Origin of the sequence: Saccharothrix espanaensis DSM 44229 (genome assembly GCF_000328705.1) — a bacterium.
GTDB classification, from domain to species: Bacteria; Actinomycetota; Actinomycetes; order Mycobacteriales; family Pseudonocardiaceae; genus Actinosynnema; species Actinosynnema espanaense.
This window is the reverse complement of the sequence record NC_019673.1, coordinates 5,559,276-5,576,998: the sequence shown is the minus strand read 5'-3', so window position 1 is coordinate 5,576,998 and position 17,723 is coordinate 5,559,276. Positions and strand designations below refer to the sequence as shown.

At 70.9% G+C, this 17,723-nt stretch carries 10 protein-coding genes; 5 read left to right on the top strand and 5 right to left on the bottom strand.

Annotation, left to right across the window (positions count from 1 at the left end):
* Nucleotides 1–292 precede the first annotated feature (292 nt).
* A complete protein-coding gene (locus BN6_RS24105; RefSeq protein WP_015102366.1) occupies nt 293–3,217 on the top strand; it encodes a hypothetical protein in 2,925 nt (974 codons plus the stop codon).
* A gap of 6 nt (nt 3,218–3,223) precedes the next feature.
* Here the strand turns inward: BN6_RS24105 and BN6_RS24100 are convergent, their stop codons facing one another.
* Nucleotides 3,224–3,421 (bottom strand): hypothetical protein, encoded by a 198-nt coding sequence (locus tag BN6_RS24100; RefSeq protein WP_041313834.1) that lies wholly within the window; start codon nt 3,419–3,421, stop codon nt 3,224–3,226.
* A 572-nt stretch (nt 3,422–3,993) separates the two neighbouring features.
* Between BN6_RS24100 and BN6_RS24095 the strand changes: the two genes are divergently transcribed.
* Nucleotides 3,994–4,338 (top strand): hypothetical protein, encoded by a 345-nt coding sequence (locus BN6_RS24095; protein ID WP_148302994.1) that lies wholly within the window; start codon nt 3,994–3,996, stop codon nt 4,336–4,338.
* A 1,005-nt stretch (nt 4,339–5,343) separates the two neighbouring features.
* A complete protein-coding gene (locus BN6_RS24090) occupies nt 5,344–5,745 on the top strand; it encodes a hypothetical protein (RefSeq protein ID WP_041313828.1) in 402 nt (133 codons plus the stop codon).
* A 128-nt stretch (nt 5,746–5,873) separates the two neighbouring features.
* On the opposite strand, the gene BN6_RS24085 is transcribed toward BN6_RS24090, so the two are convergent.
* The gene (locus BN6_RS24085; protein ID WP_158509420.1) at nt 5,874–6,638 is read right to left on the bottom strand and encodes a bestrophin-like domain; all 765 of its coding nucleotides are present in this window, start codon (nt 6,636–6,638) and stop codon (nt 5,874–5,876) included.
* Between the two features lie 273 nt (nt 6,639–6,911).
* Between BN6_RS24085 and BN6_RS42360 the strand changes: the two genes are divergently transcribed.
* Nucleotides 6,912–9,206, top strand: a complete 2,295-nt coding sequence (locus BN6_RS42360; RefSeq protein ID WP_015102362.1) for a COG1361 family protein — start codon at nt 6,912–6,914, stop codon at nt 9,204–9,206.
* Nucleotides 9,207–9,327: 121 nt separating this feature from the next.
* Here the strand turns inward: BN6_RS42360 and BN6_RS42355 are convergent, their stop codons facing one another.
* Nucleotides 9,328–11,607: a hypothetical protein gene (locus BN6_RS42355; protein WP_015102361.1), complete on the bottom strand. Its 2,280-nt coding sequence runs from the start codon at nt 11,605–11,607 to the stop codon at nt 9,328–9,330.
* Between the two features lie 568 nt (nt 11,608–12,175).
* Here BN6_RS42355 and BN6_RS24070 point away from each other — a divergent pair.
* On the top strand, nt 12,176–12,670 hold the full coding sequence (locus tag BN6_RS24070; RefSeq protein ID WP_015102360.1) for a hypothetical protein: 495 nt from the start codon (nt 12,176–12,178) through the stop codon (nt 12,668–12,670).
* A gap of 112 nt (nt 12,671–12,782) precedes the next feature.
* Here BN6_RS24070 and BN6_RS24065 read toward each other — a convergent pair whose 3' ends face one another.
* A complete protein-coding gene (locus tag BN6_RS24065) occupies nt 12,783–13,004 on the bottom strand; it encodes a hypothetical protein (protein ID WP_041313822.1) in 222 nt (73 codons plus the stop codon).
* Nucleotides 13,005–13,075: 71 nt separating this feature from the next.
* A complete protein-coding gene (locus BN6_RS24060) occupies nt 13,076–17,263 on the bottom strand; it encodes a glycosyl hydrolase family 18 protein (protein WP_197540179.1) in 4,188 nt (1,395 codons plus the stop codon).
* Nucleotides 17,264–17,723 lie beyond the last annotated feature (460 nt).

Sequence of the window (17,723 nt, the reverse complement as noted above, 5' to 3'; positions counted from 1 at the left end):
CGCCGGGCGCCAGCGAAGTGGCACCGGGAGGTGCGGCGTGACCGGGCCCACGGTGAGGTGGCGGAACTCGCCGGGCACCTGCCGCTGTACTCCGAACACATCAGCCGCCCACACCAGCCGACTCCGAACAGTGCGCCCGCGCGCCCGACGGTGACATCCCTGCGCTGCCCGCTCCCGCGTACGGCCGCAGGCGCCCTCGCCGATTGTGGACTTTCGGTGAAATCGATGGCGTGAACAGAAGGTTCGGTTGCCATGATCTTCCCCAGTGGACTTGAGATCAGGGGGAGTACCTGTGACGACTTGGCGAAGATCCGTGCTCGTGGTCGGCGTGACGGGGTTGGTGGGCACCGCGCTCACCTTCTTCACCGCCACACCGGCGTCGGCCGACGATCACGTGCCGACCACCACCGTGACCAGGGCGCAGTGGGGGTACGTGGACCGCGCAACGCCCCTGCGCGTGCACCTCGGCCACCAGGGCGACGCGCCCATCGGCGCGGGCGACGGGTGGCACGTCAGCCGGTCGTACTTCCGCTTCGACCTCACCGCGTTCGACGGCTCCACCGTGCTGTCCGCCGCGCTCTCCGGCCGGGAGACCCAGGCGGCGAACTGCGCCGTCCGCTCCCTCCAGGTGTGGCGGACCGACGCGCTCACCTCGCGTTCGTCGTGGCTGCTGCCCCCGCGTGAACGGGAACTCCTCGCCACCGCCGGCCCGGTCGGCGGCCAGTGCCCGGCGGCGATCGACACCGACCTCACCGCCGCGATCACCGCCGCCGTGCAGCGCGGTGACGACTCGATCACCCTCGAACTGCGCGTACCGCGCGCGCACGAGCCCAACCGGGCCTACGGTCGCGCCGCCGCCAACGACCTCAAGCTGGTGGTCAGCCACAACCGCGCGCCCGCGACGCCGACCGGCCACCAGATCGCGCCCGACCGCGGCTGCGCGACGACCGCGCCGGGCACCTACCTCAACCCCGAGCGGCTCAACGACGCGCGACGCCTCCTGTTCACCGCACAGCTCGGCGATCCCGACCCGGGCGACGCGCTGACCGCCGAGTTCGCGCACTGGCCGGTCGCAGACCCCGCCGCGCGGGAGACGCTCCAGCGGGCCGCCGGCGCGGACGGCAAGGTCGTCGCGCAGGCCAACGACTGGGCGTTGGCCGCGGACGGCACGCACGCGTGGACGGTACGGGCCCTCGACGGCACCGCCGCGTCCGCCGAGACCACGCCCTGCTACTTCACGATCGACCGCACCAGACCCACGTCGCCGACCACGTCCTCGCCGGTCTACCCGCGCGGCTCGACGCCGGGCGGCGGGTACGGCGTGCCCGGAGCCTTCACCTTCACCACGACCTCGGACGACGTCGTCGCCTACGAGTACCGCTTCGCGAGCGACGAGCAGTGGTCCACGGCCGTCCCGACCGCGCCTGGCGGTCCGGCGTCGATCACTCACACGCCGGTCCGCACGGGCAGCGACTACGTCACGGTGAACACCGTGGACCGCGCGGGCAACCGTTCGCAGTCGGACGAGTCGTACTCGTTCGCGGTCCTGGAGAACCGGCCGTTCGTGTGGTCCGACCTGTACTCTGACCAGTACGTCAACCCCAACGGCGGCGTGAGCGTTCCCGGCCGGTTCGACTTCTCCTCGAACCTGACCTCCGTGGCGAGCTACACCTACCGCGTGGACGATGGTCCCGAGACGACTGTCGCAGCCGACGCGAACCGCAAGGCGAGCGTCGTCTACGCGCCGACGCACAGCGGCCACAACACGCTCAAGGTCCGCAGCACGTCCGCAGACGGCGTCTCGTCGCCTGAACGAGAGCACCGGTTCACGGTGGACAACGCTCCGGTGGTCACCCGCGAGGGGACCGCGCTCGTCGGGTCGACGGTTCGGTTCGTGCTCCAGCCGCGCCAGACGGACGCGGTGTCCTACACCTACTGGTTCTCGCGCTGGAACGGTCCGGACTCGACTCCGGTCACCGTGCCCGTGGCGGCCGACGGCACGGGCAGCTTCACCTGGTCGCCGGTCGACACCGACTCGAACTCCGTCACGGCGCTGCGGGTGCGCAGCACGAACGCCGCCGGCGCGGTGTCGGAGACGCGGTCCGTCGAGATCTACGTCGACGGCGCGGCACCGCGCATCGAGATCGCCGGCGACTCCCTGACCCGGCCGGCCACTCTCACCTTCACCACCGGCATGGTGTCGCCGACCGAGTACGAGTACTGGTTCGACCACGTGCCTTCGGTGAAGTACACCGTTCCCGCCACCGCCGGCGTCACCACCGTCCAGCACACCGCAGACCGCACCGGCACCCTGGTGCTGCGCGCCCGCGCCCGCAACGCGGCGGGCACGTGGACCGTTGCGGGCTCGAGCAGCTGGTGGGTGCACGACAACCCGGGCGTCACCTCGACGGACTTCCCGTACGGGCAGGAACGCCCGTGGGGCGAGGGCACCCTCACGTTCACCGCGAACCAGCCGGGCGCAGCCGAGTTCCAGTACACAGTGGACGGTTCCACGACCACCGTGCCGGCTGGTCCGGACGGCACCGCGACGATCCGCTGGACCGCGACACAAGCCGGTGACCAGTACCTGAAGGTGATCAGCCGGACGGCGGTGGGCGTCGAGTCGAGCCCCACGCCTCACCAGTTCCGCATCGTCGACAACCCCGGTGTCACCTCGGCGGACTTCCCCGCGGGGCAGTCCTCGCCGTGGCGAGAGGGTGCGCTCACGTTCACCGCCATCCGGTCCGGGTCGACGGAGTTCGAGTACACGGTGGACGGTGTCACGACGACGGTGCCGGTCGGTCCGGACGGCACCACGACCGTCCGCTTCACCCCGACGCACCTCGGTGACCAGTCGATCGTGGTGACCAGCCGGACGGCGGCGGGCGCGGTGTCCGCGGCCACCACCTACCGGTTCCAGATCTTCGACCAGCCGTCGGTGCAGTCGGACAAGTACCCGGAGGGCTTCCACGGGGTGCCGCTGGGTACGCCGGGCATGTTCACCTTCACGGGCCGGCCTGACGTGGTGGAGTACACCTACCGCTTCGACATCAACCGCCGGCGGGGCACCGAGTACACGGTGGCCGCCGTGGGCGGCACGGCGAGCATCACCTACGCCCCGCCGTCCTACGGCGGTTACGTCCTGCGCGTCACGGCGCGCTACGCGAACGGGTCGACGTCCAGCATCCGTACGCACAACTTCACGATCATCGAGTAACAGCGGTCATCCGACGACGTGTGGGCTTCCGGTGGCATCACCGGAAGCCCACACGGCCTGCTGGTCCCCGGTGGCTTCGAACAGCGTGCGCAAGGCAGGCTGGAGGGCGAAGTCGGGGCGGCGGACCAGAAACGTCCGGACGGTGTCGGTCGCCTGGGCCTTCGCGCCGGCGGAAGCCGAGGTGGAAGTGAGGATCGCGGCCACCAGTCTCGGAACCTTGCTGTGATCGGGGTTTCGATGTCCACTTAGCGGCCAGGCGCATCGCCGTGGCCACCTGGCTCGCCTCGGAGTACGGGTTCGAGAGCCCTTCGTGCAGGACGATCGGCACCCTGCTCGGTGCAAGCACTCCGCCAAGCCGATCACCAACGTGGTTGCGCGTGCCGCGCAGGGCTTCACCTTGACCTGGAGCCAGATCAGGTGGCTTCACAGTGTCGGCGAAGTGGTCGTCCACCTGGTTCACGCCGCACCACCGTCGTGGACACCCTCGTGCCGTTGAACGGCATCCGCAGCAACGTGCCCGCCTGCCGACCACCACCTGGGGGCGTTCTCCGACTCGGCCAGGCGCAGCACGTCGCCGCCCGGTCCCTGGAGTCGACTGAAGTGTGCGGGTACCCGAGGATCCGGCGCAGCATCTCGAAGGCCGCCAGGGGCCGTACCGGTCCGCGCGGTGCCGCTGGCGTCACCATCAGATCCTCGACATAGCGGCGGCTGGTGGATAGCCTCGCGGTTCGCGGGCTGTTCTCGGTGGGGTGGTAGTGGAGATCAGGGTGTCGGCGGTGGCTGACGATGTGGTCTTCTTCCAGTGCGCGGCAGGCGAAGGTGCCGGAGTGTGGTGCTCGCCCGCTCTGCCTTCCGTGGGGGATCGCCACGATGTCGAGCTGGATGTCGACGAGGACGCAGGCCGCTTCACCGCCGACCAGGGTCGCGCGGTTCGACTTGAGCAGGATCATGTCGTCCTCGGCGGAGTGTTGTGCACGACCGAGGCCGGCCTGGTCAGCCTGGAGGTATCCGGCTCGCACGTGCTCCTGAACCCGGTCGGGCCCCGACGGGTGCCCTCGCGAGTACCGGTCTCGCTGACCGTCCCCGTCCGGTCGGTCCGCGTGTTCCCCACCGGGTTCTGATCCCGATTCCAAGGCCGTTCGAGTGGAGAACGTGCCAGTAGCGCCGGTGACTGCGTCGGTCGGTGCCTCGGGGCGGTTGCGGAGGCGCGGACCCCGGACTCTGCCGTCAGGAAGAACTGTGCGCGGCTCTATCGCCGTCGACCTGGACCGGATGTCCGCTGCGTTGCCGGGCGCACTTCGCAGCGGGTCGCTGCCGCCTGCGGCCGTGCGCTGCGCCCGTTCACCCTCCCAAAGGCGGCACTCGTTGCTGCGCGAGCCGCACACGGCGGGCGGTCTTCACTCCTCCGCCTGGACCTCGTCGGCCTGCATGACCCTCTGGCCCTGGACGGTTTCCGTGGTTCGGTCGGCGAGGGTGCGAGATGGCCAAAGTGGGTCGGCGGACGGTGCCCGAAGCATCGGCGGGGGCTGCGGTGCTCGTCGGAGGTCTGGGTCGGGTGGCGGCGTGGGCGGCTGCGGAGCGTCCGGTGACGGTGGCGAAGCACGGGGCCACGGTCTGGCCGGCCTCGTGGTTCGATGACCCGGCCACGGCCACGGCGACGGCGGACCGGATCGCGCGCGGTGACCGAATCGATCCGGCCGAGCACGAGGGCGTTGGGCATCACATGGGTGCAGTCCAGCACCGGGATCCGGCTGCCGTTCATCGCGGGGGAGGGAGCGGGGCGGCTGTCACCGGAAGGGTTTTTGCATGAACACCCCCCGCCGAGGTCGATGCGGTGGGGGAGGCCGTTGCGGAACTCCACCGGACGGCGGTGACGCGCCCCCGATCGGGTATTCGTGGGCAGGACTGGTCCATCCGGCACCAGGCCTGTGTGAACCTGTCCGCGGTTGTATTCGTGCCGCTCGCCGAATCGTGGAACTTCGCGTCGCGGTGGATCGGTGTGCCTCTTCTGCGTCCGGGGCTCCGCTGGTGGTGGGTGACCGGCGACGATCCGCGTGTCCGGGGGGACGAGTTCCGCGAACCCGTGGGGTGCCGGGAAACCGGAGGGGAGTGGCGATGAGCGGAGGATGAAGACGATGCTGTGGTGCATCGGGGTCGACGTGCGCCGAGCCGGCGGTGGGCTGCGGTTGACCCTGTTCGACATGGGTGGGCGGAGGGCGGGTGTGCGCCTGTCCTACGGCGAGGCCGGCAGCCTGGTCGACACCATCCGGTCGGTGGACGGGTGTGAGGTGCGGTGTGCGAGCGGGTGGCGTCTGGTCCGGCTACCCGACGGACCGGACCAGGGTGCCTGGACCTGCACGACCTGCGACGGGCCGGCCGGTGAGGCGGGCCGGGCCGCGGGCTACCTGATGGACCGGGCGATCACCCGCCGGTTGGCGGATCTGCTGCGCGCCCACATGCCCGACCGCATGCGGCCCTACCCGAACGCGGTGCGGGCCGAAGGGAGTGGCGCGGTGTCGCTCGTGTGACACCTCGGTCGCCGTCGGCAGCCGACCTCGGCCGGGTCACGTCGAAGTCGGGCCGGCGCCCGATTCCGACCTGGCGCGGGGACCGGGCGCCGCACCCTGGACCAAGCGCCGCACCGGGATCAGGCGGATCAGGTCACCGAGCGCAGTTCCTCGGAGAGGGTCACGAACGCGTCGGGTTCGACCTTGAGGTCGCCCCGGAAGGGTTGGGCTATGTCGAGGCAGAGCACGCAGGTGAAGGCGACCGCGCCGGCCATCACGCCCAGTGCGATCAGGTGCCGGGCGCGGGTGGTCGTGCCGACCAGGATCGGGTAGCCGATCATCGCGATGGCGCCGATGATCGTGGCGACCAGCATGAGGTAGCCGGTCGGGCTCAGGCCCTGGGCCTGGTCGAGGCGGGCGCGGCGCAGGTCGGAGATCTCCCGGACGCGCTCCATGCCCCGGTCGCGGGCGATCTGGACCTGCTCGGGGGTGGTGGGCAGGTGCACGACCTCGGTGCGCAGGGAGTTGAGCGCGGTGGTCGCGGCCTCGGAGCGCCCGCCGTCGGCGAGCTTGTCCCACTCGTCGTCGGCGACCAGCCGGGCGTAGTCCTCGACGCCGGTCCGGATGCGCTCGCGCTGCGCCTCGGGAGCGACCTCGACCTGGTAGTGCAGGTCGGCCAGCGCACTGGCCTCGGCCAGGGCGTTGCTCTCGGCGGTGTCGGACTCGGTCCAGGCGATGACCACGTAGAACGCCAGCACCACGATGAACAGCCCGCTCAGGACCGCGCCGACGAAGCTGCGGGAGTCGGAGTCGCGTTCGGTCGTGTCGCTCACCGGACGACGGCCGACCACGATGGCGACCGCGAGGGTCAGCACCACCGCGGCTATCACGACTACCACGCTGAAGATCGTCACTGTGCCATGGTCCGGATTGGACGGTCGCCTGGCCAGACTTTCGCGGAGAGTCCACCCGAAGCGGTCATGCCCGTCCCGTTCGGCCGCCGCCTGCACGGCCGTCGGACACCGAGCGCACACGGTGGACAGGCCCCGTCATCCGCCAGTGGCACCCTGTCGGTACCTCGCTTCCCCAGCTGGCACGCAGTGCCACGGAACGCCGCCGCGCCCGCCGGGCGGGGGGAGGACGGTTGTGTTTGAGTGTCACGGCCATCGGACCAGACAGGAGACCCGATGCGAGCTGGACGATTGTGGTGCCTGTCGGCGTCGGTACTGGTGTTGTGGATCGCGACCCCGGTCCTGGCCGCCGAGAACCCACCGCAGCCGTCCTTGCCGGTGGACTTCGACCAGACCGTGTACGGCGACGTGACGGTGATCGGCAACGCCGTGCTGGGCTGCCCTCCCGACGACGACACGCACGACCCGCAGTTCCCGGCCCGCCTGTGCCGCGAGGCGCAGTCCCGCCGGGGCTCCGGCGTCTCCGCGCAGAACAACGGCCACTGGATGACGTGGACCGACGTGGACGGCGATCCGGCGACCTACAACTCGTCCACGGCCACGCTGGACGTCCCGGCCGGCGCGTCGGTCGCCTACGCCAAGCTCGGCTGGGCCGGCGCGACCGCGCGGTCCTCGACCGCGCCGTGCGGGCGGAGGGGCGAGCGGCCGCCGGGGGAACCGGCGCTCCAGGCCCCGGTCCTGGCCGTCGGCGGGAAGACCACGGCCCTGGGGCCGCGGCGGTTCACCTACACCGTCGACCACGCCGACGCGCTCGGGCCGACCGACCAGCAGTTCTACAGCGCGCAGGCGGACGTCACCGCCGAGTTCCGCGCGGTGGCGACCGGGCGGCCGGTCCCGGTGACCGTGGGCAACATCTGGACACCGCAGGGCCGGGACTGCTTCGGCGGCTGGGCGCTCACGCTGGTGTGGTCGTTCGACCGGGCGCACCAGGAGGCGCCCGCGCGCCGGCACATCACCGTCCACAGTGGACACGTTCGCGTGCAGTCGCAACAGCGGCAGGTGCAGGCGCGGCTGGCCGGCGTCCGGCCGACCGGCGGGCGGGCCCGGATCGGCGTGACCGCGTACGAAGGCGACTGGGCGCAGCCCGCCGACCGGCTGCTCGTCAACGGCCAGGCCCAGGCCGACCCCGGCGGTGGCGGCACCGACAACTTCTTCTCCTCCTACGCGCTGGGCAACCCGGAACCGGTCAACAACCTGAGCGTGGACGCGAAGGTCGTGGAGGTGGCGGCGGCCGCGCTGCCCCCGGCGGACCCGGACGCCCTGCTCGACCTCAGCGGCCGCACCGACGCGTTCCTGGTGCAGGGCGCGGCGGTCTCGGTGCCGCTGCCCGAACTCGTCGTCACGATCCGGCCCGACCGGCCGGCCGTCCACGCCGGCGACCCGGTCGACCACACCGTCGAGGTCACCAACACCGGCGAGGCCCCCGCGCGCGACCTCGCCGCGCGGATCGCGGGCGGGCCGGCCTGCGCGCGGCTGCCCGACGAACTGGCGGGCGGGGCGTCGGCCGCGGTCGCCTGCCGGACCGAGGCGGCGGCGGACGACCACCCGGTCACCGTCGAGGTCGGCGGCAGCAGCCTGGCCGGCGACCGGCTCGCCGGCACCGCCACCACCTCGGTCGAGGTGCTGCGACCGGCGATCGGGGTGGTCCAGACCGTCGAGCCGGACGTCGTGGTCGACGGTCAGACCGTCACCGTGGACGTGCGGGTCGAGAACACCGGTGACACACCGCTGTCGGGGCTGCGCCTCGACCACGACGTGCTGGAGGCGTGCGACCGGGCCGACGCCGGGACCGTCGACCCGGGCCAGGCGGTCACCGTGACGTGCGAGGTCGAGGCCGGGGTCACCGACGTGGCGGACACCGTGACGGTGACCGGTTCGGACCGGCTCGGCCTCGCCACCACGGCCTCGGCGACGGCCGGTTTCTCGGTGGTGAACCCGTTGCTGACGCTGTCCGCGGTGTGGTCGGCGGACGCCGTCCGGGCCGGTGAGACCGTCGCCATCACGGTCCGGGTCGGCAACCCGGGCCGGATCGCCTTCGACGACGTCGCCGTGGAGGGTGAACCGGCCGAGTGCCGCCGGATGATCGGCGAGCTGCCCGCGGGAGCCACGGTGACCTACACGTGCGAGGTCGTGGTGGAGCGCGACCTCCGCACCGACCTGACGGTGGTGGGCACGCCCCGCCTCGCGGGCGCGGATGCCGCGAAGTACCGCCGTTCCGCCTCCGCGCCGGTCCGCGTCACGGTCCTGGCGCCGGAACTGGAAGCGCCTGTTCCACCGCCCCCGACGCCTCCCGAGCAGGTGCGCCCCGAGCAGGTGCCGCCCGAGCAGGTGACCCCTGGGCAGGTGCCCCCGGAGCCGGCGCCGGAGAACCCCGTCACGCCGGCACCGACCTACCCCGTGGCCCACTCCCAACCGGCTGCCAAGCCGGTGATCGCCTTGATCGCGGTGGCGGCGGGGATGGCGATCATGGTCGTCACGGCGGCCGGGATGGCGGCCGCGCGCAAGGGGTGATCGCACAGCCGCCGCCGAACCCACGTCGGCTGAAGGTGAACCCGGTCGGGGCCCGGCCACCGCGGCAGAACCGAGGACCGCGCCCCCGCCCGGTGAGGGGCGGAGGCGCGGGTCGTGGGGGTCAGCTCCAGGGGTTGGCGTTCTGGTCGTTGATGTGGGTCCAGAAGCGGACGTCGGTGGGCAGGGTGCCGTTCGCCCAGAACGACCAGCCCTCGCCGTCGTGGAACTCGGCCATCCTCCACTCGCGACCGAACGCGGCGGAGCAGTGCTCGTTCGCGACCGGCAGGCTGGACAGGGCCGAACCGGGTACCGGGGCGGTCAGCTTCACCTCACCGTTGGCCCAGCTGTGGTGGCCGGTGTCCGGGATTCCCGGCGGGGCCACGCGGCCGTCCACGCGGATGCACAGGACCGGCAGCGCCACGGTCGCCGGCGTGTCGCCCTGGTACGCGTTGGTGAGGTTGTCGGCCCCCACGTGGATCACCCCGTCGGGGCGTTGCTCGATCGTGCGCCACGTCATCCCGGCGTGGTGCACCGGTCCGGGGTTGGCGTTCACGACGGGCGGCGGGCGGCCGAGGTAGACCTGCGGGGCCTGCGGGCCGATGACGGCGGCGTCCAGGGTGCAGGCGTCCAGCCAGGCGGCGGGGACCTGGGCCTGGCGGCAGGCGGTCGCCGCGCGCTCGCGCACCGCCGGGTCGAGGTGGCCGGTGAAGAACGGCCCCGACGGGCTGCCCGCGTTCACCGCGTTGCAGGGCTGCAACAGCGACGAGGCCGGGTTGGCCCGCCAACTGGCACCGAACCTGTTGTAGAGGTTGTCGAACGAGATCGGGATGGTGAACCGGGCACCGTCGCGCGCTTCGAGCAGCGCGGGGTTGTTGTCGGGGTTGCCCAGCAGGCCGCGCACGGCGGTCGGCCAGGTGCCGAGACCGACCTCCAGGTCGGTGTAGACCGGGTTCGCCCCGGTGTTCGGGGCGACCCGGACGCTGTTGCCCAGGACGTCCCTGATCAGGTAGCGGTTGCCGTCGCGGCGGACGCTGACGCCGCTGGGCAGCCGCACCCCCGTGCCGGGGGCGATCTCGGTGGTCCGCCCGTCCACGACCAGGCGAGTCCCGTCGCACAGCGCGACCCGGGTGGTGCCCATCCTGGTGCCGACCGACTTGTTCACCGAGGCGTTCGGCCAGGACGGCGCGCCGGAGATCTTGCGCGTCTGGACCTCGAACGCGCTGCCGACCTGCGCCTCCACGAAGTCACCGGTGGCCTGGAAGTCGTAGAGCAGACCCGCGAACGTCTTCTGGTGGGTGTCGCCGATGGTCGCCGCGCCCTCGCAGCCGAACGTCACGGCGTCAGCGGTCCGCTCGTTGAAGATGAGGGCCGGTCCCGGCAGGGTCGGCTTCGGGCGTGGGCCGAGGTTGAGGTTGTTGCTCTCGCCGGAGAAGCCGCCGGACTGGCAGACGGGTTCCTTCACGCCGCCGTAGTCGATCCTGGTGCGCACGTCGAAGTCGGCGGCGGGGCCGCCGATGTTGAAGTCGGCCCGCGCCCGGTTGCCGTAGCCGAACACGTTGAACTCGGCCTGGATCCACCCCGGATCCGTTGCCAGGGCGTGGGTCTTGCTCGGAGCCACGTTCGCGACCACCGTGGAGGTCCCGTTGTCGAACGTCACGGTGTCCGTGTCGGTGGCCGCGTCGACCTTGCCGTTCAACTGGAAGTTCGGGTTGCTGATGGCGGTGATCGGCACGTTGCCCGTCGGTGTCGCGCCGCCCCGCTGGTAGCAGTAGGTCTCCGGCAGGAACGCCGGGTGCGCAGACCAACCGGCCGGGCAGGGGTTGTTGTAGGTCAACAGCCAGTACTCGACGTAGAGGCTGCCGCTGGTGCCGTTGTTGGCGTAGACGAACTGCTTCCAGCCCTGGCACAGCGACGAGGACGCGCCGGCGCACTCGGTGGCCGCGAAGAAGTTGGTGTTGAGCTGGAGCGTGTAGGCGTTCGCCACCGGCGCGCCGCCATCGACGATCGGCGACTGCACGCTGACCACGTTGTTGACGTTCTCGAACGAGCCGAACGCCTGGGTGATGGGTCCGCCCCCGGGCGGAACCTGGGGCAGCAGCCCGACTCCGCTGCCCACGTTGACGGTGATCGGCGCACCAGGGCGTTTCGGCACCATCGCCGCCGACGGCGGGGCCGCGCACCCGGTCTGCCGCCACGCCAGCCGCGGGTGGTCGGCGGTGTAGCACCCCGGTGTCGACGGCGGCGCGACCTTGGCGATGGCCGTGTGCCAGGACTGGAGGTCCTCGACGGTCGCCGGCGCGCTCGCCGCCACCCCGGAGGGCACCCCGGCACCCAGCAGGACCGCTACCGCGACACCCACCACTCTGCGTCTCGCGCCGCGCTTTCTGGATAACAGGATCATCGTCATTCCTTTCGCTGGACAACCGCTGAATCGTGGAGCATCACTACTGCGTCGCAAAAGCGCGCACGGGCCGGCGCGCACGGGCCGGCGCGTGCGGGCAGGACAAAGGGCTCCGGCACGCGTGCGACATGCGGAGGCGACTGTGGTAGGGGTGTTCTCGAAGAAGAATTCGGTGCCGTTACCGGCGGGTCGCCGCAGGTCCGATTGTGGGGACACCGTGTCGGTGGTGACTGGTTATCCGCTGACTCGCCGGAAGGACAGACTATCACTCCTGGTATCATTTAAAATACGCTAAGTGGCTACTTCGTCGTGAGCTGAAGCGCCGAGTCGGGGGGCGTTCGTCCCACTGCCGGCTGCCTGCGGGTCGCCGCCATGACGGCGGGGAATCGACGTTCGTGCGGCGTATTCCAGCATCCGGCGGCAGCATTCAGAGTGCATCCGGTGCAGGTCCCGCCAAAATGCGGTCGTACAGCGCCGGGCCTTGCCGCGACGCCTACCAGGGCGCGGCGGGTGCGGTGGCCGGAACTTTCCACCCTGTCCAGAGCTGATCATCGCTACCATCGGGCGAATGACGCTTCGCGCACCACTCGCCGCAGCTGTCGTGCTCCTGCTCACCGCTTGCGGCGGCACACCGGCGAACACCCCGGCGAACACACCGGCGACAACAGCGGGGACCACGGCGGGGAGCGGGCCGGAGGCGGCGCTGAAGGCGCTCGCCGAGAGCGCCGACGCCCGCGACGACGAGGCGGTGCGCAAGCTCGTCTGCCCCGAGGAGTGGACCCAGTCCCGGACGATCGCCGCGAAGAAGGCGGAACTCGAACAGCTCGACCCCCGCCTCGCCGACCTGCGTTACCGGATCACCGCCAAGGAGGTCCGGGACCAGTCCGACACGACGGCGACCGGTGTGCTCGCCGTCGAGGTGGAGGGCAAGCCCGACGACCTGTCGCCCGAGGCCGAGTCGGGCCTGGAGACCATGGAGGCCCCCATCCCGGTCGCCCTGATGGGCCCGAACCAGACGATCAAGCTGGTCAAGCAGGGCGACACCTGGGTGGCCTGCCGCTGACCCGCCTCCACCGGACCGCCCGCCTCCCGGCCCGCCGGGGCTTCGAGGGCTCGTCAGCCCGTGTCGCGCAACCGGGCCGCCGCGCGTTCGACGGCGGGCGGGGCGGTGGCGATCACCTCTGGGCCTGCTGCTGATCACCGGGCCGGTCCTGCTGCCCGAGCACCGCGACCCCGATCCCGGGCGGCTGGACCTGCCGAGCGTCGCCCTGTCGTTGGTGACCGTGCTGCCGCTCGTCTACGGCATCAAGCACCTCGCCGAGGGCGGTGTGGTGCTGCCGGGCCTGGTCGCGCTGGTGCTCGGCGCGGTGGCCGGGAGGGTGTTCCTGCGCCGGCACCGCGCTGCTGGTCCTGCCGCCGGCTTGACGGGGGGAGGGGTGCCGCGGTGCGACCGCGGCACCCCCGACCGTCAGCGGGTGGGGCCGAGCCGGGTCCAGGGGTTGTTGGGGTTGGTGGCGTCCGGGGTGTCACCCCGGGTCCAGTACTTGGCCTTCCAGTAGTAGCCGTTGTGGGTCACCACCGTGCGGGTGGTGCCGTCGGTGCTGCCCGCGACCATGGTGGTGCCGATGCCGCCGCTGTTCTTGGGTTCGGCGACGAAATCGGGCTTGCGCCAGTCGCTGCCCGCGGCGAAGGAGACCAGTTGGTAGGCCTTGCCGTGTTCCGGCTCGCCGGCGATGATCTTGTTGTCGGCGTCCACCAGTTGCCACCACTGGCCCGCCGCGCCGTCGCAGTCGCGCACGGCGAGGGCGCCGAGCAGTCCGTTGGCCGACAGGCACTGGTCACGACCGCTGCTGTTCGACTTGACGTGGAACCAGGCCTGCCCGTTGTCCCGGCTGTCGAGGCTGACCGTCCACAGCTGGTTCTTGCTCTCGCCCGCGTTCTGCGCCAACGACACCGCGGTGCGGTCACCGGGGTGGTCGAGCAGCCCGCCGCTGGAGCTGTCCTCGAACTTCCACCTGGTGCCCGTCTTCCACATGCCGAACGGCGCGACCGCCGGGTTGTAGACGCGGTCGGCCTTCCACCCCTCGGCCTGGCACGCGGGCACCTTGGTGTCGCTGGTGTCGGGAGAGACGGTGCTGGTGCCCTTGCGCTGGTCCCCGAGCACGCCGTAGCGGTTCCTGCCGATCGCCACGACGGTGTTGATGGGGCCGGTGACGGGCAGGTAGTACTTGAGGCCGATGTCCCGGGACTTGCCGGACGCGACCTCCTCGCAGTAGCCGAGCTTGAGGGTGATCCGGTGGAAGTCGCCCTTGAGGCCGCCGGCGTTCGGCCCCTGGTGGCCGGGCTTGATGTTGTCCGTCAGCTCCCGCCACGCGTCGTCCTTGACGACCGGCGACGTGGAAGTGGGGAGGTCGAAGGACACCTCGGTGCCCGCGGGCAGCGGCTTCCCGGTCCGGTTGGTGATCCGCAGCTTGGGCTGGATCGGCCACATGTCCTTGACGTCGGTCGGGTAGTCGACCAGCTCCACCGAGACGTCCACGACCTGCTTGGGCGGCACCGTCGCACCCGAGGGATCGGTCTTGGGCGGTGCCGCGGCCCGCAGCGCCCCGTCGAGGCGTGTGGTCAGGTCGTAGCCCATGCCGTACTCGCCGTTCTCCCGCTTGGCGTAGTCGCCCGCGAGCTCCCAGATCATCACCCCGCCCAGGCCGTTGTCCTTGACGTACTTCGCCTTGGCGTCGATCGCCTGTTCGTCCTCTGTGGACAGGAAGACCTTCTTGTCCTTGTTCCACAACCAGCCCGCCACCAGCGCGGAGTCGTACCTGCCCTGGTAGGTGCCGGTCAGCCGGTTCTCCGGCTTGGTGAGGTCGAGGCCGTAGGCGGACAGGTAGCCGGGCTGGGTGCCCTGACCGAGGTTCTTGGCGTGCCACAGGGGGTTGGAACCCGCCGCGACCTCCTTGCCCCGGTCGGTGTCGTGCCAGACGTTGTCGATGCCGATCGCGCCGTTGCCGCACGGTGTCGTGGTGCCGGGCGAGCCGCCACCGGTGCCGGTGCCGGGCGGGCAGGCTCGCTGGTCGGGCAGGGCGGCCGTGCCCCAGAGCCCGTCCTTGCCGCCCTCGACCCCGCGCCAACCCCTGGTGTAGTAGGGGATGCCCAGGTTGATCCGCGAGGGCGCGAGCTTGCCGCGGTAGTAGTGGGCGCTCCAGTCCAGGTTGAAGTAGCCGTTCTTCTGGTACTCGGGCTCGGTGTAGACGCCGGCGGCGGTGAGTTCGTTGTCCTTGCCGTCGTCGTACAACGGGGCCTGCGGGCCGACGAAGTGGTTCCACGAGCCGTGCAGGTCGTACGACATGATGTTGACGTAGTCCTGGTAGCGCAACGCCTGTCCCGCGTCCAGCCCACGCGTCAGGTAGCCGGACCCGGAGACGGCCGACGTCAGCAGGTAGTAGCGGCCGCGGTTCGCGCTCGCCTCGTCCAGCTTGGTCCGCAGCGTCTTCATCAACGCGTCGTAGCCCTCGTTCAGGTGCGGGCGCAGCGGGTTGGCGACGGCCCAGTCCTGCGGGTTGCCCGCGTCGGGCAGCGCAGTGGGGTACTCGTAGTCGATGTCGACACCGTCGAAGCCGTAGCGGTCCAGGAAGGCGACCACCGAGTCGGCGAAGGTGTCGATGGCGGGCTGGTTCACCCAGCCGTCCCGGGAATCCCGTTGGCTCCGGGTGGTCATGGCGTAGAAGCCGCTCGACTCGGCCCAACCGCCGACCGAGATCAACGTCTTGACGGCGGGGTGCCGCTTCTTGTAGCGGGTCAACAGGTTGAAGTGCCCCTTGTACGGCAGCGACGCGTCCATCTCGGCACCGCGGAAGCCCGGGAAGGTCATGCCCGTGGCGGGGTTCTTCGGGTCGTCGGGCGTGCCGACGGAGATCCGGTTGTCGGCCACGTGGGCGAACGCGTAGTTCAGGTGCGTGACCTTGGACCAGGGGATGTTGTTGACCAGGTACTGCGGGTTGCCGTTCTGGCCCGTGCGCCAGCCGGTGAAGTAACCGACCGCGCGCCGGTTGCGGTCGTTGCCGACCCACTCCACGCCCGACTTGTCGTACACGTCGCAGTACCGGGCCCGTGGCGAACCGACCAGGCCGTCCGGGCGGCAGGCCGCGTGCTGGTCGCCCGCCGACGGCTTGCTGCCGCGGTTGTCCGGGGCGTTGTCGACCGGCGCGCCCGCGCTCAACCGGGGATCGCTGCCCGGCACCTCGCCCGGCGTGCCGCCGGAGCCGGGGGTGTCACCGTGGTAGACGTACTCGTTGAGGCCCCGCACGGCCGACATCGGGTCGCCGTCGCCGTACTGGTCGATGGCCAGGAAGTTCGCCTTCTTGCGGGCCGCCGGGGCGCAGAACCGCTCGGCGCGGTCGCGCGCCTTCTCGTTGTCCGTCCGGTAGGTCGGGTCCATCGGGGCGTCCCGGAAGTGGTTCATGACGAACAGCCGCCGGAACGACTTCTCCTCGGTGCTCAACGGGAGGTCGTCCCACCGGCTGTAGCAGCTCCAGTCCGACCCGCCGAGCCCCGCGCCCATGGACCAGTAGTTCTCGACGGTCCAGTCCCGCTGGCTCATGAACCCGATCTTGTTCTTGAGGTTGCGCTGGTCGGACGCGCCCCTGTCCTGGGTGAACAGCAGCAGGCGCTTGCCGCTGCCCACCATCGAGCCGATCGTCGGCCAGCCGTTGTCCCGCACGCCTTCCGCGTCCGGCCGGAAGACCAGGTCGTGCAACGGCTTCCCCTCGCCGAACAGCTCCGAGAGGGCGCCGCTGAGCTGCTCGGCGGTGACGTAGTCCTCCAGGATGACGGTGACGACGGCGTTGCGGTCCTGCTCGAGGAAGTCCCCGACGTCGGTGAACAGCTTGACCGCCTCGGCGCTCTCGTCCGTGCAGCCCTTCAGCACGGCGATCTCGTGGCAGAGCCGCACCTTGCCGTTCACGAAGTGCGCGTCGAACATCAGCCCGCGCACGCCGGCGCGCAGCTGGGCGGCGACGCTGTGCGGCTGGTTGGGGAACGCGATCCCGTCTTCCTGGTCCTCGGTGTTGTGCATCGAGTTGTGCGACATCAGGAACGTCATGTCGTCGAGGCGGGGATCCCTCGGCACGGGTCCGCGCTCCGGGCTGGTCGGAGTCAGGTACCACGCGTCGTTGGCGATCGAACTCTCGGTGATCTTGACCTGCATCTGGGAGTCGAGCACCGGCTCGCCCCACAGCCGCCGCTGGGTGCCCGGCACGAAGATGCGGTACACCTCGCCGGTGTCGTGGCGGAACTCCCAGTCGGTCTTGGGCTCGGCGCAGCCGCCGACCACCAGGCGCGGCTCGCCCTCGGGGTTGTCCTGCTCGGTGAGGCACTTGCCGTCGCGCTGGGCGTTCTTGACCTTGTAGGTGCCGTTGCCGTTGCGGCTGAACTCCCACTGCTGGAAGTTCTCGTCGCCCTTGGGCTGCCTGGTGGCGACCCACCTGCGGTCCGAGTTGTCGGAGGCGGTCATGTTGTAGCCGCTGATCCGGCTCTGCAGGTAGAACCGGCCGGTGGTCGGCGGCCCGTCGTCCGCGGCCGCGCTCGCCGGCGCTTCCCGCGCGTGGTTCGGCCCGGCCCAGGCGGGTGGGCTCGGTGCCAGGCTCGCCAGCAGGGCCACGGCCAGCAGGCCGCTGAGTGACGAGACGCGCGACCTGCGACGGTGAAAGCGACCAGGTGGCGTTGTTCTCGTCCGTCGTGGTGCTTCGGACAGCGGGTGGTCGTACATCGCCCCTCGATTCTTGAACTGCGGGATGTACCTCCGATGCTGCCGGCGAAGCGGAAGGGCGCAGCAGAGCCGAATGGTTCAGGTTCGAATAAAACGGCAGTCGGAATTTCACATCGGCGGGTACCGTTCACCGGACCGGCAGAACTGCGCGCCGAAATAATCTGCGCATCACGTCCGGTATTACGAAACCGGTGCGCCGGCCGCCGGCGCGTTCCCGGCGATCGGGTGGCCAACTCGGCGAACGGCGGCCCTACCAGTGGGTAGCTTATCGTCGGTGTATCGGAAACCGCATACGCGCTGACAACGTCGTGGTGGCTTGACTGGAGGCATGTCCAACAGCGAACCGGCGCGA